A 24355-nucleotide genomic window follows, 5' to 3' on the forward strand; every position below is an offset into this window, starting at 1 on the left:
CGCAAACCCGCTCCCACAGAAACCCGCGATTGGCCGGCATGCCGTGCACACCGGCCAGGCCTTGCGAGTATCAGTATTCCCAGAAGATCCGCTGCAGCTCCTTGCTGTCCTGGGTCTTGGTCATCGCCACCATGGCCAGGATGCGCGCTTTCTGCGGATTCAGGTCATGGGCCACGACCCAGTCGTTCTTGTCGTCGGGCTGCTCGGCATTGCGCAGCACGAAACCGCCCTGGTTGACGTGGGAGGAACGAATGATCTGCACGCCGTTCTTGCGCAACTCCTGCAAGGCCGGCACCACGCGCGAAGACACCGAGCCATTGCCAGTACCGGCATGGATCAGCGCCTTGGCACCGTTCTGGGCCAGCGCCTTGTACGCCGTGTCGGTCACGTTGCCGTAGCCGTAGGCGATGTCCACCTGCGGCAGGCTGCTGATCTGCTTGATGTCGAACTCGGAGTTGACGGTATGGCGCTTGGCCGGCAGGCGGAACCAGTACGACTTGCCTTCCACCACCATGCCCATCGGGCCCCAGGCGCTCTTGAAGGCTTCGGTCTTGATGTTGACCGACTTGCTCACGTCACGGCCGGACTGGATCTCGTCATTCATGGTCACCAGCACGCCCTTGCCACGGGACTGCTTGTCACTGGCCACGGCCACGGCGTTGTACAGGTTGAGCATGCCGTCGGCGGACATGGCGGTACCCGGGCGCATAGAGCCGACCACCACGATCGGCTTGTCGGTCTTCTCCACCAGGTTGAGGAAATAGGCGGTCTCTTCCAGGGTGTCGGTACCGTGGGTGATGACGATGCCATCGACGTCCTTGCTGTCGGCCAGTTCCGCAACGCGCTTGCCCAGCTTGAGCAGGTCGTCGTTGGAGATGCTCTCGGAGGCGATCTGCATCACCTGCTCACCGCGTACATTGGCCAGGTCGGCCAACTCCGGCACGCCGGCGATCAGCTTGTCGACGCCCAGCTTGGCGGCCTGGTAGGTGGCGCTGTTGGCAGCGCTGGCGCCAGCACCGGCAATGGTGCCGCCGGTGGCGAGGATGACCACGTTGGCCAGCTTCTGCTGGGTTTCGGCTTCCTTGGCAGACGCGGTAGAGGGCAGGACCAGCAGCAAGGCCAGTGCGCTGGGGGCGAAGGTTTTGAGTGCAGCATTCATCGTTATTGTTCTCTCTCTTCCTGTTGAGGTTGTTGCTGTAACGCATCGGCTGTCAGGCAGGTTTCATACCAGCTTGCTCCTGTAGGAACGACCTTGTGCCCTAGCACGAACTTCCGGGGCTGCTGTACAGCCCATCGCGGCACAAGGCCGCTCCTACAGGGCGCATTCCATTCGGAGTACCGAACAAGCGTAGGAAAAGGTGTTCGGTTTTTCGGAAATATTCCGGATAATCCCGACGTACGTGGCCCAAGCCAAACCGCGTGCGGAATTTGACAAAAGCAGGTCTTGTTTCCATAGTTAGGCAGCGCAAACGTTTGCGATCCGATAAAAACCACAAGATTCGGAGTCAATTCCATGAAACTGCCATTCCCTGGCCGCGTTTTGGCCCTGGCTGTGTTCTCCACGCTTTCCCTCGCAGTGCCCTTGTCTGGCGCCCATGCTGAAGACAAACCCAAGGTCGCCTTGGTGATGAAGTCCCTGGCCAATGAGTTCTTCCGGACCATGGAAGACGGCGCCAAGGCCTATCAGCAGCAACACCCCGACGACTTCGACCTGGTGGCCAACGGCATCAAGGACGAGTCCGACACCAGTAACCAGATCCGTATCGTCGAGCAGATGATCGTCTCCGGCGTCAACGCCCTGGTCATTGCTCCGGCCGACTCCAAGGCCCTGGTGCCGGTGGTGAAGAAGGCCATGGATGCCGGCATCACCGTGGTCAACATCGACAACCGCCTGGACCCGGCCGTGCTCGAAAGCAAGGGCATCAGCGTGCCCTTCGTCGGCCCCGACAACCGCAAGGGCGCACGCCTGGTCGGCGACTACCTGGCGCAGCAAAAGCTCAAGGCGGGCGACCAGGTCGGCATCATCGAAGGCGTGCCCACCACCACCAACGCCCAACAGCGCACCGCAGGCTTCAAGGACGCCATGGACGCCGCACAGATGAAGGTGGTCTCGGTGCAGTCGGGCAACTGGGAGATCGACAAAGGCAATGCCGTGGCCGCGGCCATGCTCAATGAACACCCTGACCTCAAGGCGCTGTTGGCCGGCAACGACAGCATGGCCCTGGGCGCCGTCTCGGCCGTTCGCGCTGCCGGCAAGACCGGCCAGGTGCAGGTGGTGGGCTACGACAACATCCGCGCCATCAAGCCCATGCTCAAGGATGGCCGCGTACTCGCCACCCTCGAACAGCATGGCGCCGACCAGGCGGTGTTCGGCATCCAGGCGGCGTTGCAGATGCTCAAGGGCGAGAAGCCGGCGGTGGATGCCGACAACGTCATCCAGACGCCGGTCGAGCTGGTTACCCACCCCTGAGCCAGGCAGGAGTCGGCCATGTCAGCCACGGGCAACCACGCCACCCTCGCCGTCAGCGGCCTGGGTAAGACCTACACCCAACCGGTGCTCGGCGATGTGACGCTTGAGCTGCGTGCCGGCGAAGTACTGGCGCTCACCGGCGAGAACGGGGCAGGCAAGAGCACACTGTCCAAGCTCATCAGTGGCCTGGAAACGCCCACCACAGGGCAGATGCGCTATCGCGGCGATCCTTATGCGCCTGGCAGTCGCAGCGAGGCCGAGCGCCTGGGTGTGCGCATGGTCATGCAAGAGCTCAACCTGCTGCCGACCCTGACCGTGGCCGAGAACCTGTTCCTCGACAACCTGCCCAGCCGCTTCGGTTGGATCAGCCACAATCGCCTGCGCCAGCTGGCCCGTGCGGCGATGGCTCAGGTTGGCCTGGATGCCATCGACCCGGACACCCCGGTCGGCGAACTCGGCATCGGCCACCAGCAGATGGTCGAGATCGCCCGCAACCTGATCGGCGACTGCCATGTGCTGATTTTCGACGAACCCACGGCGATGCTCACCGCCCGCGAGGTGGAACTGCTGTTCACCCAGATCGAGCGCCTGCGCCAGCGCGGCGTGGCCATCGTGTACATCTCCCATCGCCTGGAAGAGCTGCAGCGCGTGGCCCAGCGCATCGCCGTGCTGCGCGACGGCGCGCTGGTGTGCGTCGAGCCGATCCAGCGCTACAGCAGCGCCGAGTTGGTCAACTTGATGGTCGGGCGCGAGCTGGGCGAGCACATCGACCTGGGGCGCCGCGAAATCGGCCAGACGCTGCTCAAGGTCCAAGGCCTGAGCCGGGGTGACAAGGTGCGCGACGTGTCGTTCGAGGTCAGGGCAGGGGAGATCTTCGGCATCTCCGGGCTGATCGGCGCCGGGCGCACCGAGCTGCTGCGCCTGATCTACGGCGCCGACCGTGCCGACAGCGGCCATGTCGAGCTTGGCCAGCCGTTGCAGAACGTGAACCTGGACTCTCCCAAGGCGGCCGTGCGCGCCGGCATCGCCCTGATCACCGAGGACCGCAAGGGCGAAGGCCTGCTGCTGAGCCAGTCGATCAGCGCCAACATCGCCCTGGGCAACCTGGGCGCCGTGTCCCGCGCCGGCATCCTCGACGCTGATGCCGAACGGGCCCTGGCCGAGCGGCAGATCAACGCCATGCGCATCCGCAGTGCCAGCCCCGCGCAGGCAGTGGGTGAGCTCTCCGGCGGCAACCAGCAGAAGGTCGTGATCGGCCGCTGGCTGGAACGCGACTGCCAGGTGCTGCTGTTCGATGAACCTACCCGCGGCATCGACGTGGGTGCCAAGTTCGACATCTACGGTCTGCTGGCGGAGCTGGCCCGCCAGGGCAAGGCCTTGGTAGTGGTGTCCAGCGACCTGCGCGAGCTGATGCTGATCTGCGACCGCATCGCGGTGTTGTCCGCCGGCCGTCAGGTCGACACCTTCGACCGCGACCGCTGGAGCCAGGACCAACTGCTCGCCGCGGCCTTCGCCGGCTACCAGAAACGTGACGCGCTGCTGCATGAGGCAGCGCCCAGGATGGCCCCATGAAAATCACACCCCTCGACACCCCGGGCAACACGCCCGTGCGCCGCAGCGCCAGCTACTTCGGCCTGGGCACCTACCTGGGCCTGGCCGGCGCCTTGCTGGCGATGATCGTGCTGTTCTCGTTCCTGAGCAGCCACTTCCTGTCCTACGCCACCTTCAGCACCCTGGCCAACCAGATCCCCGACCTGATGGTGCTGGCCGTGGGCATGACCTTCGTGCTGATCATCGGCGGCATCGACCTGTCGGTCGGCTCGGTGTTGGCGCTGGCGGCCTCGGCGGTCAGCGTGGCGATCCTCGGCTGGGGCTGGAGCCCGCTGCCCGCCGCGCTGCTGGGCATGGCCGTGGCTGCGCTGGCCGGCAGCATTACCGGTGGCATCACCGTGGCCTGGCGCATTCCTTCATTCATCGTCTCCCTGGGCGTGCTGGAAATGGCCAGGGGCCTGGCCTACCAATTCACCGATTCGCGCACCGCCTACATCGGCGATGCCTTCGCCTGGTTCTCCAACCCCATCGCCCTCGGCATCTCGCCGGCCTTCATCATCGCCTTGCTGGTGATCGTCCTCGCCCAGCTGGTGCTGACGCGCACCGTGTTCGGCCGCTACCTGATCGGCATCGGCACCAACGAGGAGGCCGTGCGCCTGGCCGGCATCGACCCGCGCCCGTACAAGGTGCTGGTGTTCGCCCTGATGGGCCTGCTCGCGGGCCTGGCCGCGCTGTTCCAGGTCTCCCGCCTGGAGGCCGCCGACCCCAATGCCGGCGCGGGCCTCGAGCTGCAGGTGATCGCCGCCGTGGTGATCGGTGGCACCAGCCTGATGGGCGGGCGCGGCTCGGTCATCAGCACTTTCTTCGGTGTGCTGATCATCTCTGTGCTGGCCGCGGGGCTGGCGCAGATCGGCGCGTCGGAGCCGACCAAACGCATCATCACCGGGGCGGTCATCGTCATCGCCGTGGTGCTCGACACTTACCGTAGCCGGCGTGCAGGCCGGCGGAACTGAACCCATGGCAACCATCAAAGACGTCGCGGCACTGGCAGGTATCTCCTATACCACCGTGTCCCATGTACTGAACAAGACCCGCCCGGTCAGCGAGCAGGTGCGTCTGAAGGTCGAGGCGGCCATCGCCGAGCTCGACTACGTGCCCAGCGCCGTAGCCCGTTCGCTCAAAGCGCGCAGCACGGCCACCATCGGCCTGCTGGTACCCAACAGCGTCAACCCGTACTTCGCCGAACTGGCCCGGGGCATCGAGGACGGCTGCGAGCGCAACGGCTACTGCGTGATCCTCTGCAACTCCGACGACAACCCGCAGAAACAGCGCAGCTACCTGCGCGTGCTGCTGGAAAAACGCATCGACGGACTGGTCGTCGCCTCGGTGGGCGAGGACCGCGACCTGCTGGAAAGCCTGGCGGGCGTACGAACGCCCATGGTTATCGTCGACCGCGCCCTGGAAGGTGTGGATGCCGACCTCGTGCGCATCGACCACGAGCAGGGCGGTTACCTCGCCACCCGCCACCTGCTGGACCTGGGCCATCGCGACATCGCCTGCATCGGCGGTCCGGCGGACACCGGTGCCAGCCAGCTGCGCCTGGCGGGTTTTCGTCGGGCTATGGCCGAGCAGGGGTTGGAGGTGCCGCAAGACCGCGTGCTGCATTGCGACTTCAGCAGCCCCGGCGGCCATGTCGCCGCCGGGCGCCTGCTCGACGGCGCGCGCCCGACGGCGATCTTCGCCGGCAACGACATGATCGGCTTCGGTGTATTGCGCGCCGCCGCCGAGCGCAACATCAGCGTGCCTGGCGAACTGTCGGTGATCGGCTTCGACGACATCGAACTCAGCCGCTACGTCTATCCGCCGTTGACTACGGTCGGGCAGTCGATTCGCGAGCTGGGCGAGAGCGCTGCGCAGTTGCTGCTGTCGCGCATCGCCACGCCTCGTAGCGGTGACGCCGAGCAACGCATCGTCGCCCCACGCATCGTGCTGCGCGAGTCCACCGGGCCGCGCCCGGACCTGTTCAATGATTACCGCTAAGGAGGTGCCATGAGCGCCAAGGTCGTGGTGGTCGGCAGCCTCAACATGGACCTGGTGGCCCGCGCCCAGCGCCTGCCCCGGGCCGGCGAGACCCTGGCCGGCGACAGCTTCTTCACCGTGCCTGGCGGCAAAGGAGCCAACCAGGCGGTGGCCGTGGCACGCCTGGGGGCGAGCGTGGCGATGGTCGGCAACGTCGGCGACGACGCCTACGGCCAGCAATTGCGCCAGGCCCTGGAGCACGAAGGCATCGACTGCCGGGCGGTCGGCGTGTGCGAGGGCGTTTCCAGTGGCGTGGCGCTGATCACCGTGGATGCCGCGAGCCAGAACGCCATCGTCATCATTGCCGGCGGCAACGGGCTGCTGACGCCGGAGGCCGTGCAGCGTTTCGATTCGCTGCTGCAGAACGCCGAGATGATCATCTGCCAGCTGGAAGTGCCCATGGCCACGGTGGCCTGGACCCTGGCCCGCGGGCGCGAACTGGGCAAGACAGTGATCCTCAACCCGGCACCGGCCACCGGCCCGTTGCCGGCGGACTGGTTCACGCATATCGACTACCTGACCCCCAACGAAAGCGAAGCCCATGCCCTGACCGGGCTAGCCGTCACCGATCTCGACAGCGCCCGTAGCGCCGGCGAGCGGTTGCTGGCCCTCGGTGCGGGAAAGGTGATCGTCACCCTGGGCGCGCAGGGGGCTTTGTTCGTCACGCCGGCAGGCAGCAGACACTTTCCCGCGCCGGTGGTGCAGCCGCTGGACACCACGGCGGCAGGCGATACCTTCATCGGCGGCTTTGCCGCGGCCCTGGTGCGCGGCCTGGAGGAGGGCGACGCCATTGCCTTCGGCCAGCGTGCCGCGGCCTTGTCGGTGACCCGTGCCGGTGCCCAGCCCTCGATTCCCTACCTGGCGGAGCTGGTGCCATGAAAAAGGCCGGGGTGCTGAACATCGCGCTTTCGCGGGTGATCGCCGGGCTCGGCCATGGCGATGTGCTGGTAATCGGCGATGCCGGGTTGCCGGTACCGCCTGGGGTCGAGTTGATCGACCTGGCCGTGGTACCGGGCGTGCCGGATTTCGCCAGTGTGTTGCGGGCGGTGTTGGCCGAGATGCAGGTGGAGCGGCATGTGCTGGCCGAAGAGATGCTCGACATCGCACCACCAGCGCTGGTGGTGGTGCAGCAATGCTCGGGGCAGCTCGGCTCGCAGGCGCTGCTGTCGCACCAGGCGTTCAAAGAGCTCTGCCGACAGGCCAAGGCCGTGGTGCGTACCGGGGAGTGCAAGCCCTACAGCAATATTGCCCTGATAGCTGGCGTTACCTTCTAGGGCGCAGCGCAGGGCAAGCCCGCTCCCACAGATAGGGCGGTGTCTTTGAAGCAGCGCAGGACAGGTAGGAGCCGGCTTGCCGGCGATTGGGCCGCAGCGCGGCCCCAAAAACATCTCAAAGGCAACAAGGAGTGCCTCATGCTAAAGCACCTGCTACAAGGAGCCATCCTCATGTCCATCCTCGCCACTGCTCCCCTGCAGGCCGCCCCGCGCGACCTGATCATCGACACCGACCCCGGCGCCGACGACGTGGTGGCCCTATTCCTGGCCATGGCCTCCCCGGATGAACTCAACATCCGCGCCATCACCACCGTCGCCGGCAACGTGCGCCTGGCCAAGACCTCGCGCAACGCCCGCCTGGCCCGTGAATGGGCGGGCCGCGAGGACATCCCAGTCTACGCCGGGGCAGGGCGCCCGCTGGTGCGCAAGCCGATCTACGCTGCCGATGTGCACGGCGAAGAAGGCCTGGAAGGCGTCACGGTCCATGAGCCCCGGCAAGGCCTGGCCCAGGGCAACGCCGTGCAGTACCTGGTCGACACCCTGTCCAGCGCCGAGCCCCACAGCATCACCCTCGCCATGCTCGGCCCACAGACCAACCTGGCCCTGGCCTTGATCCAGAAGCCCGAGATCGCCAAGGGCATCAAGGAAGTGGTGGTGATGGGCGGTGCGCACTTCAACGGCGGCAACATCACCCCGGTGGCCGAGTTCAATCTCTACGCCGACCCCCATGCCGCCGAAGTGGTGCTGGCCAGCGGCGTGAAGCTCACGTATGTGCCCCTGGACCTCACTCACAAGGTGATCACCAGCGAGGCCCGCTTCAAGCAGCTGGCCGCCGTCAACAACCAGGCCAGCCGGCGCGTGGTGGATATCCTCAATGTCTACGTCAAGCACGACATGGACCTGTACGGCATGCCCGGCGGCCCGGTGCACGACGCCAGCGTCATCGCCTACCTGCTCGAGCCCGAGCTGTTCAGCGGCCGCCGCGCGCACATGGTGGTCGACAGCCGCGAAGGGCCGACCTTCGGCCAGACCGTGGTGGACTGGTACGGCGTGCTCAAGCAACCTGCCAACGTTTTGTGGTTGAACGAAGGCGACGCCCAGGGTTTCTTCGACCTGCTCAGCGCGCGCCTGGCTCGATTGCGATAGCCGCGTGCGGTGCGTAGCGCTCGAACACCTGCTCGATGAAGCTGCGCGCCGCCTCGCTGCCGCGGTCGCGCACCAACAGGTCGATGGCGATCAGTAGCAATTCCTCGGGGGTACCGGGGCTGTAGGCGCTCTGGCCCTCGGCCCATTTGACCTTGATGTCGGCATCGATGCTGTGGCTGCTCATGGAAGGCTCTCGTGGCGGGCCCGGGCTGTGGGTCGAACACCTGACCTTGGCATTCGAAGGGAGGCGTGGTGCGCTCCGCTTGCAGCAGTAAATCATGCCTTGGCCTTGGGCGCACAGTGGCATGCCGGGCATCCGTCGCAAAATCCGGTCACGATTGGCTTTTGGCCTGGGTGCCTCGCTTCAGGCAGACTTGTCCGGTTTTGCAACAAACGTGGAATGGAACTGTCGCATTAGGCAGTTCCCGTGATCGATTAGGAGGATTCATGTTCCGTACCCGTGCTTACCTGGCGACCTTGCTGGCGGCTGCAGTCCTGGCAGGTTGCAGCACAGGCGGTTCCTCGGGCGGTGGCGGCAAGGCCCCGACCACCCCGGCCGACAATGGCGGGCGCTGCGAAGCCAGCGCGGCCGACTTCACCCTCGGCAAGCAGGCCACCCCCGAATTGCTCGAGCAGGCCCGCAAGGCCAGCGGCTCGCAGCTGGCGCGCATCCTCAAGCCCCACGACGTCATCACCCTGGAGTACCGCTCCGAGCGGCTGAACCTGAACGTCGACGACAAAGGTGTCGTCACCCGGGTCAACTGCGGCTAGCGAACCCGTGAAGCCTGCTTCTCAGGTGCAGCGTCACCTGTGGGAGCCGGCTTGCCGGCGATAGGGCAGTTTCGCCGCCACAGCAATACCAGCATGACACCCACAAAAAACCCGCCACGAAGGCGGGTTTTTTGCGTTTCTATCCGAATTACTCCGGACGAACCTGCGCAGCCTGCATGCCCTTCTGACCGCGCTCGGCAACGAAGGAAACGGTCTGGCCTTCTTTCAGGCTCTTGAAGCCGTCGGTTTCGATGGCCTTGAAGTGTACGAACAGGTCGTCGCCGCCGCCTGCTGGGGTGATGAAGCCGTAGCCTTTTTCATCATTGAACCATTTGACGGTGCCGTTTTGGCGATTGGACATGGGGTGAATCTCCAGAAACATGATTTTTATCGAGGGTGCAATGTCGCCGAGGCTACGCAGCACCGGCCACATCATAGTCTAATTCTGCGCATCTAGCGCCTGTTACCTTCGCAGGATACTGATCTGCGACAAACAATGTATAGATCGCCCGCCAAAAGGCCTCAGCCTTTTGGCGCGCAGGCCTGTTTCACGGCGCTCTGGGCCCGCTGCATCAGCTTGGCGTCCACGCCGTCCTTGCTGTCGAGGTCTTCGATTTCCGCCTTGGTGAAGTTTTTCTCGATGGCGTCGGCGCCACACTTGCAATGCTGGTCGGCCGTCTTGGCATCGACGCCTTGCGCGGTGGCCACCTGGACACATTGGTCCATGTAGGCGCCTTTCTTGCCCGCAGGCCATTCTGCCTGGGCCGCCAGCGGCAGCAGCAGGGCGCTGGCAGCCGTCAGCGCCAGAAGAGACTGAAGTCGCATAACCACACACTCCTTGGGTTGAGTCTCATCAAGAGTAGGATGCTTCAGAGACTCTGAGGTGGAATTTTCCGAACAAGTTCACCGAAGCGGTGTAATTTCCAAATATTTCTGCCTGGCGCCCAAGCCGCGTGCTAGGATGCTCGGCTTGCAGCGCATCCATACGCGGCCTGCATCCCATTTATCATTTTCCAGTCACTCTGGTTCGTCCCTGGCAGGCCGAAAGGTCTCTGCCACTGTGAGGCAGGCTTTCCCACGGGAAAGGCAGGGCGAATCTTGTACTGGCTCATCCCAACCCATGTGACCTTTGGTAGGGGTCACCACTAGGAGAGGAGGCGCCATGCCCGTAATTACTCTTCCCGATGGCAGTCAACGTACGTTCGACAAGGCCGTCACCGTTGCCGAAGTCGCCGCCTCCATTGGCGCAGGCCTGGCCAAGGCCACCCTGGCCGGCAAGGTCGACGGCAAGCTGGTCGACGCCTGCGACCTGATCGAGAACGACGCCACCCTGCAGATCATCACCCCTAAAGATGAAGAGGGACTGGAGATCATTCGCCACTCGTGCGCCCACCTGGTCGGCCACGCGGTGAAGCAGTTGTACCCGACCGCCAAGATGGTGATCGGCCCGGTGATCGACGAAGGCTTCTACTACGACATCGCCTACGAGCGCCCCTTCACCCCTGAAGACATGGCCGCCATCGAACAGCGCATGCAGCAGCTGATCGACAAGGACTACGACGTCGTCAAGAAGATGACCCCGCGCGCCGAAGTCATCGATGTGTTCAAGCGTCGTGGCGAAGACTACAAGCTGCGCCTGGTCGAGGACATGCCCGACGAGCAGGCCATGGGCCTGTACTACCACGAAGAATACGTCGACATGTGCCGTGGCCCGCACGTGCCGAACACCCGCTTCCTCAAGGCCTTCAAGCTGACCAAGCTGTCCGGCGCCTACTGGCGCGGCGATGCCAAGAACGAGCAGCTGCAGCGTGTGTACGGCACCGCCTGGGCCGACAAGAAACAGCTGGCCGCCTACATCCAGCGCATCGAGGAAGCCGAGAAGCGCGACCACCGCAAGATCGGCAAGCAGCTCGACCTCTTCCATCTGCAGGAAGAAGCTCCGGGCATGGTGTTCTGGCATGCCAACGGCTGGACCGTGTACCAGGTGCTCGAGCAGTACATGCGTAAGGTCCAGCGTGAGAACGGCTACCAGGAAATCAAGACCCCGCAGGTCGTCGACCGCATCCTCTGGGAGCGCTCCGGCCACTGGTCCAACTACGCCGAGAACATGTTCACCACCTCGTCGGAAAGCCGCGATTTCGCGGTCAAGCCGATGAACTGCCCGTGCCACGTGCAAGTGTTCAACCAGGGCCTCAAATCGTACCGCGACCTGCCGCTGCGCCTGGCCGAGTTCGGTGCCTGCCACCGCAACGAGCCGTCCGGCGCCCTGCACGGCATCATGCGCGTGCGTGGCTTCGTGCAGGACGACGCGCACATCTTCTGCACCGAAGACCAGGTGAAGAAGGAGGCCGCCGACTTCATCAAGCTGACCCTGGACGTCTACAAGGACTTCGGCTTTACCGACATCGCCATGAAGCTCTCCACCCGTCCCGCCAAGCGCGTGGGCTCCGAAGAGCTGTGGGACCGCGCCGAAGGCGCCCTGGCCGATGCGCTGAACGAGTCGGGCCTGGAGTGGGAATACCAGCCGGGCGAGGGCGCCTTCTACGGCCCGAAGATCGAGTTCACCCTGCGCGACTGCCTCGGCCGTAACTGGCAGTGCGGTACCCTGCAGTACGACCCGAACCTGCCTGAGCGTCTGGATGCCAGCTACATTGCCGAAGACAACAACCGCAAGCGCCCGGTCATGCTGCACCGTGCTATCCTCGGGTCCTTCGAGCGCTTCATCGGCATGCTGATCGAGCACTACGCGGGCGTGTTCCCGGCGTGGCTGGCGCCCACCCAGGCGGTGATCATGAACATCACCGACAAACAAGCCGATTTCGCACTCGAGGTGGAAAAAACGCTGAACGGAAGCGGTTTCCGTGCCAAGTCCGACTTGAGAAATGAGAAGATCGGCTTTAAAATCCGCGAGCATACTTTGCTCAAGGTCCCATACCTTCTGGTTATAGGGGACCGCGAAGTCGAAACGCAGACCGTTGCAGTGCGTACCCGTGATGGCAAAGACCTGGGCTCCATGCCCGTCTCCCAATTCACCCAACTGCTCGCTGAAGCCGTGGCTCAGCGCGGTCGCCTAGAATCGGAGTAATGACTATTAAGCGTGAAATGAGAAACGATAAACGAACTGCACCGAAAGCCCCGATCAACGAGAATATCTCGGCACGCGAGGTTCGGTTAATTGGCGCTGACGGCGAGCAGATTGGCATCGTCTCGATTGATGAAGCGCTGCGTATCGCTGATGAAGCGAAGCTGGATCTGGTGGAGATCTCTGCAGACGCGCAACCGCCTGTCTGCAAGGTGATGGACTACGGCAAGCACCTCTTCGAGAAGAAGAAGCAGGCTTCCGAGGCCAAGAAGAACCAGAAGCAGATCCAGATCAAAGAAATCAAGTTTCGTCCAGGGACGGAAGAAGGGGATTACCAGGTAAAACTACGCAACCTGGTACGTTTCCTTAGCGATGGGGACAAGGCCAAGATCTCTCTGAGATTCCGCGGCCGTGAGATGGCCCACCAGGAGCTGGGCATGGAGCTGTTGAAGCGGGTCGAAGCCGACCTCGCTGAATACGGCACCGTTGAGCAGCATCCGAAGATGGAAGGACGCCAGCTTATGATGGTCATCGCCCCCAAAAAGAAGAAGTAATCTCCCGGGCACGGCAGGCCTGATGATTATGTGTAATTTTATCGAATGCGGAGTTCCAACATGCCAAAGATGAAAACCAAGAGCGGTGCTGCGAAGCGTTTCCTGAAAACCGCTTCCGGCTTCAAGCACAAGCACGCTTTCAAAAGCCACATCCTGACCAAAATGTCGACCAAGCGTAAGCGTCAACTGCGCGGTGCCAGCCTGCTGCACCCGTCTGACGTGGCAAAAGTCGAGCGCATGCTGCGCGTACGTTAATTCTGGTCAACGATAGAGGAAGTTACTCATGGCTCGTGTAAAGCGTGGCGTCATCGCTCGTAAGCGTCACAAGAAAATTCTGAAACTGGCTAAAGGCTACTACGGTGCGCGTTCGCGCGTATTCCGCGTTGCCAAGCAAGCGGTCATCAAGGCTGGCCAATACGCCTACCGTGACCGTCGCCAGAAGAAGCGTCAGTTCCGCGCTCTGTGGATCGCTCGTATCAACGCCGGTGCCCGCACCAACGGTCTGTCCTACAGCCGTCTGATTGCTGGCCTGAAAAAGGCGTCGATCGAAATCGACCGCAAGGTTCTGGCCGACCTGGCAGTGAACGAAAAAGCGGCGTTTGCTGCGATTGTCGAGAAAGCTAAAGCCGTCCTGGCTTAAGTACCCACGACAATCATCCGGCGGCGCTGTGCGCCGTCGGGTGTAAAACGTCATTGATAGGGGAAGAGCCTTCAAAAGCTCTTCCCCTATTTTCGTATCTGGAGTCTGTACATGGAAAACCTGGACGCGCTGGTTGCCCAAGCCCTCGAGGCCGTGGAACGCGCTGAAGACATCACTGCCCTGGAACAGATCCGGGTCCAATTCCTCGGCAAGAAGGGCGAGCTGACCCAGGTGATGAAGACCCTGGGCAACCTGCCAGCCGAGGAGCGCCCCAAGGTCGGCGCGCTGATCAACGACGCCAAGGAACGCGTCACCGACGTGCTCAACGCACGCAAGGCCGCCTTCGAAGAAGCCGAGCTCAACGCTCGCCTGGCCGCCGAATGCATCGACGTGACCCTGCCAGGCCGTGGCCAGACCACCGGTGGGCTGCACCCGATCACCCGTACTCTCGAGCGCATCGAGCAGTTCTTCACCCACATCGGCTACGGCATCGCCGAAGGCCCTGAGGTCGAAGACGACTACCACAACTTCGAAGCGCTCAACATCCCCGGCCACCACCCGGCCCGGGCGATGCACGACACCTTCTACTTCAATGCCAACATGCTGCTGCGCACCCACACCTCGCCGGTGCAGGTGCGGACCATGGAGTCCAGCCAGCCGCCGATCCGCATTGTCTGCCCGGGCCGCGTGTACCGCTGCGACTCGGATATCACCCATTCGCCGATGTTCCACCAGGTCGAAGGCCTGCTGGTCGACCGCGGCATCAACTTCGCCGACCTCAAGGGCACCATCGAGGAATTCCTGCGGGTGTTCTTCGAAAAAGAGCTGGCGGTGCGCTTCCGTCCGTCGTTCTTCCCCTTCACCGAGCCGTCTGCCGAAGTCGACATGGAGTGCGTGATGTGCTCCGGCAAAGGCTGCCGCGTGTGCAAGCAGACCGGCTGGCTCGAGGTCATGGGCTGCGGCATGGTGCACCCGAACGTGCTGCGCATGTCTGGCATCGACCCTGAAGAATTCCAGGGCTTCGCCTTCGGCATGGGCGCCGAGCGCCTGGCCATGCTGCGCTATGGCGTCAACGATTTGCGTCTGTTCTTCGACAACGACCTGCGGTTCCTCGCCCAATTCCGCTAGGCCCGATCGACGCACTTTCTAGGAGAACAGCATGAAATTCAGTGAACAGTGGCTGCGCGGTTGGGTCAACCCGCAAGTCTCCCGTGACGAACTGGTCGCCCGCCTGTCCATGGCCGGCCTCGAAGTCGACAGCGTAACCCCTGCTGCCGGCCAGTTCAGCGGCATCGTGGTGGGCGAGATCCTCACCACCGAACAACACCCGGACGCCGACAAGCTGCGTGTGTGTCAGGTGAGCAACGGCCAGGAAACCTTCCAGGTCGTCTGCGGCGCCCCGAACGCACGCCCTGGCATCAAGATCCCGTTCGCCATGATCGGCGCCGAACTGCCAGGCGACTTCAAGATCAAGAAGGCCAAGCTGCGTGGCGTCGAGTCCTTCGGCATGCTGTGCTCGGCTGCAGAGCTGCAGATCAGCGAAGAGAACGACGGTCTGCTGGAGCTGGCAGCTGACGCCCCCGTCGGCGAAGACATTCGCGCCTACCTGAACCTGGACGACGCCAGCATCGAGATCGGCCTGACCCCGAACCGCGGCGACTGCCTGTCCATCGCGGGCCTGGCTCGTGACGTCAGCGCCCTGTACGACACCCCGGTCACCCGCCCGGTGGTGCCGGCCGTGCCGGCCGCTCACGACGAAGTGCGCCCGGTCGAAGTTTCGGCCCCGGCTGCTTGCCCGCGCTATCTGGGCCGCGTGATCCGCAACGTCGACCTGAGCAAGCCGACCCCGCTGTGGATGGTCGAGCGTCTGCGCCGCAGCGACGTGCGCAGCATCGACGCGGCCGTCGACATCACCAACTACGTGATGCTCGAACTTGGCCAGCCGATGCATGCCTTCGACCTCGCCGAAATCAATGGCGGCATCCGCGTACGCATGGCCGAGGAGGGCGAGAAGCTCGTTCTGCTGGACGGTCAGGAAGTCGCCCTGCGTGCCGACACCTTGGTCATCGCCGACCACACCCGCGCCCTGGCCATCGCCGGCGTCATGGGGGGCGAGCACAGCGGTGTGAACACCGAGAAGACCCGCGACCTGTTCCTGGAAAGCGCCTTCTTCGAGCCGATTTCCGTGGCTGGCAAGGCCCGTTCCTACGGCCTGCACACCGATGCCTCGCACCGCTACGAGCGCGGCGTCGACTCGCAGCTGGCCCGTGAAGCCATGGAGCGCGCCACCGCACTGGTACTGGAAATCGTCGGCGGCGAAGCCGGCCCCATCGTCGAGGCCGTGAGCGAGCTGCACCTGCCCAAGGTCGCGCCGGTCACCCTGCGCGCCGAACGCATCAACCAGATGCTCGGCATGGACATGGACGCTGCCCAGGTCGAGCAGCTGCTCAATGCCCTGGAACTGAAAACCAGCGCCAGCGGAGCAGGGCAGTGGACCGTCGAAGTCCCCAGCCACCGCTTCGATATCAGCCTGGAAGTCGACCTGATCGAAGAACTGGCCCGCCTGTACGGCTACAACAACCTGCCGGTACGCTACCCGCAGGCCCGCCTGGCTCCCCAGGCCCGTCCGGAGTCCCGTGGCGAGCTGCCGACCCTGCGCCGCCTGCTGGTCGCCCGTGGCTACCAGGAAGCCATCACCTACAGCTTCATCGACCCGAAACTGTTCGAGCTGTTCACCCCAGGCGTCGAGCCGCTGCTGCTGGCCAACCCCATCTCCAGCGACATGGCCGCGATGCGCGCGTCCCTGTGGCCGGGCCTGGTCAAGGCGCTGCAGCACAACCTCAACCGCCAGCAGGACCGCGTACGCCTGTTCGAAAGCGGCCTGCGCTTCGTCGGCCAGCTGGGCGACCTCAAGCAGCAGCCGATGATCGCCGGCGTCGCCACCGGCAGCCGCCTGCCGGAAGGCTGGGCCAACGGCCGCGACAACATCGATTTCTTCGATGTGAAGGCCGATGTCGAAGCCCTGCTGGGCTACTCGGGTGCCCTGGGCGACTTCACCTTCGTCGCTGGCAACCACCCAGCTCTGCATCCTGGCCAGACCGCCCGCATCGAGCGCGACGGCAAGGAAGTCGGCTACCTCGGCGCCATCCACCCAGAGCTGGCCAAGACCCTGGGCCTGGAGCGCCCGGTGTTCGTCTTCGAGCTGGTACTGGGCGACGTGGTCGAAGGCCGCCTGCCGAAATTCAGCGAACTGTCCAAGTTCCCGGAAGTGAGGCGTGACCTGGCGTTGATCGCAGGACGTGATGTAGCTTCTAGCTCGGTGCTTGAAGTAATTCGTGACAATGCGGGCGAATGGCTCACAGACCTCAGGCTGTTTGACGTCTACCAGGGTAAAGGCATTGATCCTGATAGAAAAAGCCTGGCCGTCGGCTTGACCTGGCAGCATCCATCGCGCACTCTTAACGACGATGAGGTGAACACTACCCTGCAAAACATCCTCACCTCGCTTGAACAAAGGTTGAACACCACGTTAAGGAAATAGCGTATGGGTGCTCTGACGAAAGCTGAGATGGCCGAAAGGCTGTACGAGGAGCTGGGGCTCAACAAGAGAGAGGCCAAGGAGCTGGTCGAGCTGTTTTTCGAAGAAATTCGGCACGCACTTGAAGAGAACGAGCAGGTCAAGCTGTCCGGTTTCGGCAACTTCGACCTTCGCGACAAACGCCAGCGGCCGGGCCGCAACCCCAAAACGGGGGAAGAGATCCCGATCACCGCTCGCCGTGTCGTCACCTTTCGTCCAGGGCAGAAACTGAAAGCCCGGGTTGAGGCCTATGCTGGAACCAAGCCATAACGACGAGCTGCCCCCCATTCCGGGCAAGCGCTACTTCACCATCGGTGAGGTCAGTGAGCTCTGTGCGGTAAAACCGCACGTGCTGCGTTATTGGGAACAGGAGTTCCCGCAACTCAACCCGGTCAAGCGCCGCGGCAACCGGCGGTATTACCAGCGCCAAGACGTGCTGATGATCCGCCAGATCCGCGCGCTGCTGTATGACCAGGGCTTCACCATCGGCGGTGCGCGATTGCGCCTCTCCAGTGATGAAGCCAAGGATGACACTACCCAGTACAAGCAACTGATTCGGCAGATGATTGCGGAGTTGGAGGATGTGCTGGTGGTGTTGAAGAAGTGACCTGATTTTTTTGAAAAAAAGCTTCCATTATTCAAAAGGTTAGGGTAAATTCTTCACCGTTCTCAGCAACATCGAGAATGATGTCGGGGCGTAGCGCAGCCCGGTAGCGCACTTGCATGGGGTGCAAGGGGTCGAGTGTTCGAATCACTCCGTCCCGACCAAAAATCCCTAAGAAATCCAGATACTTACGAGTGTCTGGATTTTTTTATGGTCGATCGATAGATGTCGATGTCTATTTTTACCCCACCTTTTACCCCCGCTGAATGTAAGCTTCCTAGTTCACACGGTGTTAATCATCGACACCTGGATCGCAGGGGGCCAATCTGCGCGGGCTACCTTCGCCTGTCAGAGGATGCAACGGGTCGTCCGATGACCCGTTAATGGCAAATAAACGCTGAGACCCCATTGTTCAAGAGAAACTATATCGCCTGAAGGCGAGCGTGCTGTTCAACGGGACCGGGTGTCGTCGTCTCGCTCGGACCAGGCGGTATAGCCCCCTTGCAATGCATATACACTCGGGTGGCCGAGCGCGCGTAGCCGTTCGGCCAGGTAAGCCGCCGAGATCTCGCTCGGGCAGTCGCAATAGACAATGACTGAAGCGTCGGCAGGTAACTTGGCCAACTCTCGGGGCTTGGCATCGAGCGACAACTTGACCGAGCCGGGTATGAGAGAGGCTCGTTCGGTCTCAGGGCGCACATCCACCAGCACAAATGGCAAACCTTGGGATTGCATGGCCTTGAGTTCTTCGACCTGTAGGCGCGGGACCCGCTGGCTGCGTCGGATAAGGCTTGCACGGCGTATCCACTTCCAAGCGAGAAACGCGATAAAGCAGCAGAGCAGGAGCAGGATGCCTGGCATCACGTAAAGGCTGAGTGCATCCAGCAAGAGGGTAACGGCGTCCTCGAACACAATGCCCATCATCAAGGCACTGGCGACCCAAATGGCCGAGCCGGTGAGGTCGTAAAGCAAGAACGTTCCCAGCGTGGTGCCGGCCGTTCCCGCCATCACGGTGGTGAGTGCCCCCGCGCCAGGCAGGAACTTGGCGACCAGCAATAGGCGTGGCCCCAGGTGCTGGTAAAGGTCGGTGCTCTTGCGGATGCAGTTGTCGGGGGAAAGGGAGATGCGGCAAACCGTGCGCATCAACCAGGCGCCCCGCCGGCGCCCCACCAGGAACCATGCAGTATCGGCAAGCATGCAGGCAAGAACTGCAAGGGCGAAGGTGCTGGCGATGCTGTTGGCCTCTGCCGTTTGTGAAACCGTTCCGGCGACCACCAGTGCCGGATAGGCGGGAATAGGCAGGCCTGCCTGTTCCAACAGCACGTTCAGGAACAAGAAGGCTTGTGCGTGCTCGGTGAGCAATGGGCGTAGCGTGTCGATCAATTCCATGTCGTCATGGTTTCCAGCGGCATCTCAGGGCGGCCGCTAGTGTATCTCGCTCGGCATGATCATCGTACCGAACGGCTATAGCAGATCGACAGGCGCAGGTCTGAAGAGCGGCAGTACACCCTGCCGCAGCCTAGGTTCGGATCAGAGTGTCAGCGGGTATTCGATGATCAACCGCACCTCGTTGATGTCTTGCAAGTCGACCTGTGCCTCGCGATTGCCGCGGTAGTTGGCGACGCGGGTGCGCATGGAAAGGTCCCGGGCCAGGCCTTGTTGCACCACGTAACGCAGCTCCAGGTCCAGTTCGTGCCAGCGAGCGCCGTCGTACTCCCCATAGCTCGACAGTGGGCCGCCGGCGTAGTGCGGTTCCGGCCGCCAATGTGCGTCGCTGGCGCTGCTACCGGTGACGTAGCGGGTCATGAAACTCAACCCGGGGGCGCCATACCCCGCCAGATTCAGGTCATACCTCACCTGGCGGGACTTCATGCCGGGGGCGTTGAAGTCGGATATCTGCACCGAGTTGGCCAAGTCGATGGACAACCCGCCGACATAATCGAAAGGGGTATCGCCATCGATCTGTTGGTACGCCAGGGTCACGCGGTGGGCACCATATCGCCAGGCGGTCGCTAGGCTCCAGCTGGTGTTGTTCACCCGACCTGACAGGGCGCGGCCGGTGTCGTCGCTGCGGTACAAATGCAAGTCGACGTTCAGGCCGCTGGCGGAGGAAAAAGGCACGTCCTGGTTGAGGTTGACGTAGTGCTGCAACCAGTTGTCCTCGGCCCGGGCATGAAAGAGCTTGAGGCGTAAGGTGTCGTTGACTTGGTAAGTGGCACCGAGAAAGTCCAGGCTGCGTACTTCTACATCGGAATAGCGGGTGCGCAGGCTGTCGTCTGCGTTGTTCGACGTAAAATCGCGATAGGCGGTGAAGTGCCCCATTTCGAGCAGCAGTCCAGGTACCGCATCGTGGCGCAGGTACAAACCGGTGGCCATCTCGGGCAGAAGGCGGCTGTCGGCGGTGGTGAACACCGGCGTCGAGGTACGCATCTGGCCCCACTTCAACTCGCCGCCGAGCCCGCGTGCCTTCAGCGCGGCACCGGCGTTGCTGTAGTCGTCTGCCACCTCTGCGTTGCGTTGGCGGTCATGGCTGATCGGCAGCAGCAGGGTCCCGGTACGTCCGGGGCCGCTGTCGAGCTTGAGGCCGAGCTGGGCATGGGCATCGAGGCCCAGGCCCAGGGTGCCCTGGGTAAAGCCCGAGGTCAGGCCAAGCATGACACCATGGGCCCATTCCTCGCGGTACCCGTTGCGTTGGTTGGCAGGCCGGGCGGCATTGTCGCCCTGGCCGTTGCTGGCACCGTTGCGAAAGTCGCGGTTGAAATAGAAGTTGCGGTTGCGCAGCTCCAGCTGGCTGTCTTCGACGAGGCCATGGGGTTCAGCCAGGGCGTCGGTGGCCAGCAGGGCGCTGCACAGCAGTGTGGCATGGCGATGGAGCATCGAGGTTTACCTGTTGTTCTTGTTCTGGGCGCAGCCGGGTGCCGCAGGCCATAGGCCTGTGGTCGTAGAAAGGAGAGGGCTCGTCCGTGAGCCGGTGTTATCAGTCGAGGTCTTTGCCGGCGGTTTCCGGTGCCAGCTTCAGGCCGACCAGCGACAGCAGGATTGCCGCGATGATGTAGAACGCTGGAGCATTGGTGTTGCCGGTGAGGCCGACCAGGCCAGCGGCGAAGAACTGGGCGAAGCCGCCGAACAGGGCCACGCCGATGCAGTAGGCAAGGGACATGCCGCTGGCGCGGATGCGCGTGGGGAACAGCTCCGGCAGGATCGCCAGGTTGGGCACGATGGTGTAGGTCAGCGGGATGCTCAGCACGAACACCACGGTCAGCAGCATGGGCAGGCTGGGGTGCTGGTTGAGTACCAGGAAGGCTGGGTAGATTGCCAGCAGCAGGATGGGCAGGGGCCAGAAGATCGCCTTGCGCCTGCCGATGCGGTCACTCAAGCGCCCGGCATGGGCCGATAGCAGCAAGGGGGGCAGGCAGGCGACGATCGCCGCCCAGGTGCCGCTGGCCAGGGGCATGCCGAGCACGCCGATGGCATGGTTGGCCAAGTAGAACTGGATGGTGTAGATCGGCACCGTGGCACCGATCACCAGCAGCACGCCCGCCAGCATCTGCCGCGGATGTTGCAGCAGTTGGGTCAGCTGTTTGCCTTGGGACGCCGATGCGCGGCTGCGCGAGGCCTGGCGGTGGGCATGGGTTTCCTCCAGGCGGTGGCGAATGTACTCGCTGACGGGGATCGCCAGGATGCCGATGGCGAAGATCACGCGCCAGCCCCAACTGTCCATGGCCTGCGGGCTGAGCAGATTGCTCAGCAGCGTGACCATCAGTGCACCCAGGCAGATGCCGAGGCTCTGGCTGAAGGTCTGCCAACTGCAGTAGTAGCCGCGCGAGTGCTTGTCGGCATATTCCATGAGCATGGTGGTCGACGTACCGATCTGTCCACCAACGGCGAAGCCCTGCAAGAGCCTGGCGGCGATCACTATGGCAGGACCGAGCAGTCCGGCCTGGGCATAGGTGGGCGCCACGGTGAACATCAGCGAGCCGATTGCCATCAGCCACAAGGTCAGGCGCATGGCCGCCTTGCGCCCGACGCGGTCGGCGTACAGGCCGATCACCAGGCCGCCCAGCGGGCGCATGACGAAGCCGGTGCCGAACACGGCCAGTGATAGCATCAATGGGATCAGTGGGTGGTCGCTGAAAGGGAAGAACAGCCTGGCCATGAGCGTGGCCAGCAGGCTGTAGACCAGAAAGTCGTAGAACTCCAGGGCATTACCCACGCAGATGGCGGCGATTGCCCGGCGTCTGCTGGGTTGTGTGGTGCTGGTGTCGGTGGCGAAGTGTGTTGTTCTTGTTGTCATCGTCGTTGCTCTCTTTCGGTGGCCGTCAGGCCAGGAAGCGCTGTGCCAGGCGCACCCAGAAGGTTGCGCCAAGGGGGAGTGCCAGGTCGTTGAAGTCATAGCCGGGGTTGTGCACTTCGCAGCTGCCGTAGCCGTCACCATTGCCGATCAGCAAATAGCAACCCGGCACGCGCTCCAACCAGAAAGCGAAGTCATCGCTTGCGCAGATTGGTTTTTGGCCCGACGCCAACCCCTCGTCGCCAAGCCACTCGCGTATGACTGTTTCGGCCAGCCGAGTGGCCTCGTGGTCGTTGAGCAGCACCGGGTAACCTTCGCCGAAGCGCACCGTGGCGGTGCCCCCATAACTAAGTGCGTGGTGTTCGGCGAGAGCCTGGATGCGCTTGCGCAGGAGGTCGCGCACGGCCGGGTCGAGCGTGCGTACGCTCAGGCGCAGCTCGGCTTGGCCGGGAATCACATTGGCGGCGTCGCCAGCCAGGAAAGCGCCCACGGTGATAATTGCCGTCTCGCTGGGGGGGACGTTGCGCGAGACGATGGTCTGTAGCGCCAGCACCAGCGATGCGCCGATCACCACAGGGTCGATCGCCTTGTCCGGCATGGCACCGTGGCCTCCGATGCCTTGGATGACGATGGTCACGCTGTCGGTGGACGCCATGCGCGGCCCGGCGAGTACGCCGAACATGCCTAACGGCATGCCGGGGGAGTTGTGCAGGGCGTAAACCGCATCGCAGGGAAAGCGCTCGAAGACCCCTTCATCGAGCATACGCTTGGCGCCTGAGCCGCCATGGCCTTCTTCGGCGGGCTGGAAGAACAGGTGCAGGGTGCCACGCCAGTGACGTTCGCGGGCCAACTCGCAGGCGGCGGCCAGTAGCATCGCGGTATGCCCATCATGGCCGCAGGCGTGCATCTTGCCAGGCACGGTGCTGGCCCAGGGGCGGCCGCTTTGCTCTTCGATGGGCAAGGCATCGAGCTCGGCGCGCAAGCCCAGTGTCGGGCCCGTACCGTTGCGCAGAGTGGCGACTACCGCGGTACCCGCCATGCCTTGGTGTACCTCGTAGCCCCATTGACGCAGATGGCTGATGACGCGAGCGCAGGTGGCGAACTCTTCGAAGCCCAATTCAGGCTCGCGATGGATCGCGCGGCGCAGCTCGACCATGGCGGGGATGATGGCAGCGATGCCGGGGGCGATACAGGTGTTGTTCATGTTGTGCTTTCCTGGTCTGCGAGGCGACACTGCTGGCCCGTTGGCGGCCTTGGCCTCGTGCTCTAACCTAGCGCCAGCGGCGGTAGGACATAAGCCGCAAAAATGTTGTCATGACGACCCTTGGTGTTCAGGTGGGAGGCTTTTCGTGAAGCTGCATCAGCTACAGGCTTTGATCGCGGTCGCCGACCACGGCGGCATCCGGTCGGCTGCACGCGCCCTGGGCTTGTCCCAGGCCGCGGTCACCCGCGCCTTGCGTGAGCTGGAAGAGGAGCAGGGGCTGCCGTTGCTGGCCCGCCATGCAGGCGGTGCGCGCCTGGCCAGCGCGGGCCTGACCTTGCTCCCTCACGCGCGGCAGATCGCCAGCCAGCTGGAAAAGGCCCAGCGCGACCTGGCGAGCCTGCGTGGCGAGGCACCGACCCGCTTGTGCGTAGGCATCACGCCGTGGTTCGGGCAGACCTTGTTGGGTGCGGCGCTACAAGCCTTCCGCCAGGAGATGCCAACGGTTCAGCTGGAGCTGTACGAAGGCCTGCAGGCGGTCAGCCTGGCACTGCTGCGCAATGGGCAGATGCAGTTCGCCTTGGGGCCGATGGGGGGCTTGCCAGGGCAGGAGTTCAGCCACCAGGTGCTGGCCCATTACCCGATGCATGTGCTGGCGCGTATCGGACACCCGATGCAGGGCGCGCGGTCGCTCGGCCAGTTGCTGGAGCAGGAGTGGGTCATGAACTTCACCCAGGCCGGGCAGCATGCGCTGATGCATCAGCTGTTCGGCCGCCATGGCCTGACTATCGAGCCGGGGCGTATCGTCTGCGCCCAGTCCAGCGCCATGCTCAGCAGCCTGATCGTGGACGCCGGCATGCTCGGCTATTCGCCCGGGCCGATGCTGTTGTGCGAGCCGCTTCGCGGCAAGGCGCAGGCGTTGGCATTGGACGAGCCGCTGGGCGAGGGAGAGATCAGCGTGATCCATCTGCGCGACCAAGCCCTGGACCCGGCTGCGCTCTGCTTGGTGCGTTGTCTGCGACAAGCCCTGAAGGCATGCAGCCGATCACGCAATGCCGATGATCGGCAACTGGCCGGGATGCTACGGCTGAGTTTCTAAGTTGGCTGCAAGGCAG

25 protein-coding genes and 1 tRNA gene are annotated in these 24355 nt (G+C 63.4%); 18 read left to right on the forward strand and 8 right to left on the reverse strand.

Going from position 1 to position 24355, the window contains the following annotated elements; translation table 11 throughout:
- Positions 1–70 precede the first annotated feature (70 nt).
- The gene (locus ACXHGZ_RS08285; RefSeq protein ID WP_480463261.1) at positions 71–1159 is read right to left on the reverse strand and encodes an asparaginase; all 1089 of its coding nucleotides are present in this window, start codon (positions 1157–1159) and stop codon (positions 71–73) included.
- 354 nt (positions 1160–1513) lie between these two features.
- On the opposite strand from ACXHGZ_RS08285, the gene ACXHGZ_RS08290 reads away from it, so the two are divergent.
- From ACXHGZ_RS08290 to ACXHGZ_RS08320, 7 genes are all read left to right on the forward strand, one after another.
- A complete protein-coding gene (locus ACXHGZ_RS08290) occupies positions 1514–2470 on the forward strand; it encodes a sugar ABC transporter substrate-binding protein (RefSeq protein WP_480463262.1) in 957 nt (318 codons plus the stop codon).
- 18 nt (positions 2471–2488) lie between these two features.
- A complete protein-coding gene (locus ACXHGZ_RS08295) occupies positions 2489–4042 on the forward strand; it encodes a sugar ABC transporter ATP-binding protein (RefSeq protein ID WP_480463264.1) in 1554 nt (517 codons plus the stop codon).
- Positions 4039–5034, forward strand: a complete 996-nt coding sequence (locus tag ACXHGZ_RS08300; protein WP_480463266.1) for an ABC transporter permease — start codon at positions 4039–4041, stop codon at positions 5032–5034. Before ACXHGZ_RS08295 ends, ACXHGZ_RS08300 begins: the two co-directional genes overlap by 4 nt.
- Before the next feature lie 4 nt (positions 5035–5038).
- Entirely contained in the window at positions 5039–6061 is a 1023-nt protein-coding gene (locus ACXHGZ_RS08305; protein WP_480463267.1) for a LacI family DNA-binding transcriptional regulator, read from the forward strand.
- A 9-nt stretch (positions 6062–6070) separates the two neighbouring features.
- Positions 6071–6979 (forward strand): ribokinase, encoded by a 909-nt coding sequence (gene rbsK, locus ACXHGZ_RS08310; RefSeq protein WP_480463268.1) that lies wholly within the window; start codon positions 6071–6073, stop codon positions 6977–6979.
- On the forward strand, positions 6976–7374 hold the full coding sequence (gene rbsD / locus ACXHGZ_RS08315) for a D-ribose pyranase (protein ID WP_480463269.1): 399 nt from the start codon (positions 6976–6978) through the stop codon (positions 7372–7374). Before rbsK ends, rbsD begins: the two co-directional genes overlap by 4 nt.
- Positions 7375–7512: 138 nt before the next feature.
- Positions 7513–8520, forward strand: a complete 1008-nt coding sequence (locus ACXHGZ_RS08320; RefSeq protein WP_480463270.1) for a nucleoside hydrolase — start codon at positions 7513–7515, stop codon at positions 8518–8520.
- On the opposite strand, the gene ACXHGZ_RS08325 is transcribed toward ACXHGZ_RS08320, so the two are convergent.
- Positions 8492–8704 carry a hypothetical protein gene (locus ACXHGZ_RS08325; RefSeq protein WP_084855592.1) on the reverse strand — a complete coding sequence of 71 codons (213 nt, stop codon included), beginning with the start codon at positions 8702–8704 and terminating at the stop codon, positions 8492–8494. The two genes, ACXHGZ_RS08320 and ACXHGZ_RS08325, sit on opposite strands and share 29 nt — an antisense overlap.
- Before the next feature lie 263 nt (positions 8705–8967).
- Between ACXHGZ_RS08325 and ACXHGZ_RS08330 the strand changes: the two genes are divergently transcribed.
- Positions 8968–9291, forward strand: a complete 324-nt coding sequence (locus tag ACXHGZ_RS08330; RefSeq protein WP_480463271.1) for an I78 family peptidase inhibitor — start codon at positions 8968–8970, stop codon at positions 9289–9291.
- A gap of 148 nt (positions 9292–9439) precedes the next feature.
- Here the strand turns inward: ACXHGZ_RS08330 and ACXHGZ_RS08335 are convergent, their stop codons facing one another.
- Both ACXHGZ_RS08335 and ACXHGZ_RS08340 read right to left on the reverse strand, forming a co-directional pair.
- A complete protein-coding gene (locus ACXHGZ_RS08335; RefSeq protein WP_023379795.1) occupies positions 9440–9652 on the reverse strand; it encodes a cold-shock protein in 213 nt (70 codons plus the stop codon).
- 161 nt (positions 9653–9813) lie between these two features.
- Positions 9814–10116, reverse strand: a complete 303-nt coding sequence (locus ACXHGZ_RS08340) for a hypothetical protein (RefSeq protein ID WP_480463273.1) — start codon at positions 10114–10116, stop codon at positions 9814–9816.
- Between the two features lie 337 nt (positions 10117–10453).
- Here ACXHGZ_RS08340 and thrS point away from each other — a divergent pair, with 337 nt between their 5' ends.
- The 9 genes from thrS to ACXHGZ_RS08385 all read left to right on the forward strand — a co-directional run bounded on the left by thrS (position 10454) and on the right by ACXHGZ_RS08385 (position 17912).
- Positions 10454–12376: a threonine--tRNA ligase gene (thrS, locus tag ACXHGZ_RS08345; RefSeq protein ID WP_480463274.1), complete on the forward strand. Its 1923-nt coding sequence runs from the start codon at positions 10454–10456 to the stop codon at positions 12374–12376.
- On the forward strand, positions 12376–12927 hold the full coding sequence (infC, locus tag ACXHGZ_RS08350; protein WP_172402975.1) for a translation initiation factor IF-3: 552 nt from the start codon (positions 12376–12378) through the stop codon (positions 12925–12927). The genes thrS and infC overlap by 1 nt, the downstream gene beginning before the upstream one ends.
- Before the next feature lie 60 nt (positions 12928–12987).
- The gene (gene rpmI, locus ACXHGZ_RS08355; protein ID WP_003250667.1) at positions 12988–13182 is read left to right on the forward strand and encodes a 50S ribosomal protein L35; all 195 of its coding nucleotides are present in this window, start codon (positions 12988–12990) and stop codon (positions 13180–13182) included.
- A gap of 28 nt (positions 13183–13210) precedes the next feature.
- Complete coding sequence (gene rplT, locus ACXHGZ_RS08360; RefSeq protein ID WP_003250671.1) at positions 13211–13567, forward strand: 50S ribosomal protein L20; 357 nt, start codon at positions 13211–13213, stop codon at positions 13565–13567.
- 111 nt (positions 13568–13678) lie between these two features.
- Positions 13679–14695 (forward strand): phenylalanine--tRNA ligase subunit alpha, encoded by a 1017-nt coding sequence (gene pheS / locus ACXHGZ_RS08365; RefSeq protein WP_480463275.1) that lies wholly within the window; start codon positions 13679–13681, stop codon positions 14693–14695.
- Positions 14696–14726: 31 nt separating this feature from the next.
- Positions 14727–17108, forward strand: coding sequence for a phenylalanine--tRNA ligase subunit beta (gene pheT, locus ACXHGZ_RS08370; protein WP_480463276.1), 2382 nt, complete (start codon positions 14727–14729; stop codon positions 17106–17108).
- 3 nt (positions 17109–17111) lie between these two features.
- Positions 17112–17414, forward strand: coding sequence for an integration host factor subunit alpha (ihfA, locus tag ACXHGZ_RS08375; RefSeq protein ID WP_003250679.1), 303 nt, complete (start codon positions 17112–17114; stop codon positions 17412–17414).
- A complete protein-coding gene (locus tag ACXHGZ_RS08380) occupies positions 17395–17751 on the forward strand; it encodes a MerR family transcriptional regulator (RefSeq protein ID WP_043213594.1) in 357 nt (118 codons plus the stop codon). Before ihfA ends, ACXHGZ_RS08380 begins: the two co-directional genes overlap by 20 nt.
- An 84-nt stretch (positions 17752–17835) precedes the next feature.
- Positions 17836–17912, forward strand: a tRNA-Pro gene (locus ACXHGZ_RS08385).
- 286 nt (positions 17913–18198) lie between these two features.
- On the opposite strand, the gene ACXHGZ_RS08390 is transcribed toward ACXHGZ_RS08385, so the two are convergent.
- The 4 genes from ACXHGZ_RS08390 to ACXHGZ_RS08405 all read right to left on the reverse strand — a co-directional run bounded on the left by ACXHGZ_RS08390 (position 18199) and on the right by ACXHGZ_RS08405 (position 23243).
- Positions 18199–19137, reverse strand: a complete 939-nt coding sequence (locus ACXHGZ_RS08390; RefSeq protein WP_480463278.1) for a rhodanese-like domain-containing protein — start codon at positions 19135–19137, stop codon at positions 18199–18201.
- A gap of 141 nt (positions 19138–19278) precedes the next feature.
- A complete protein-coding gene (locus ACXHGZ_RS08395) occupies positions 19279–20625 on the reverse strand; it encodes an OprD family porin (RefSeq protein ID WP_480463280.1) in 1347 nt (448 codons plus the stop codon).
- A 100-nt stretch (positions 20626–20725) separates the two neighbouring features.
- Positions 20726–22042, reverse strand: a complete 1317-nt coding sequence (locus ACXHGZ_RS08400; protein ID WP_480463282.1) for an MFS transporter — start codon at positions 22040–22042, stop codon at positions 20726–20728.
- A gap of 25 nt (positions 22043–22067) precedes the next feature.
- Complete coding sequence (locus tag ACXHGZ_RS08405) at positions 22068–23243, reverse strand: M20 aminoacylase family protein (protein WP_480463284.1); 1176 nt, start codon at positions 23241–23243, stop codon at positions 22068–22070.
- Between the two features lie 145 nt (positions 23244–23388).
- Here ACXHGZ_RS08405 and ACXHGZ_RS08410 point away from each other — a divergent pair, with 145 nt between their 5' ends.
- On the forward strand, positions 23389–24339 hold the full coding sequence (locus tag ACXHGZ_RS08410) for a LysR family transcriptional regulator (protein ID WP_480463285.1): 951 nt from the start codon (positions 23389–23391) through the stop codon (positions 24337–24339).
- The last annotated feature ends 16 nt before the right edge of the window (positions 24340–24355 follow it).

Source organism: Pseudomonas shiyinii, assembly GCF_056725765.1.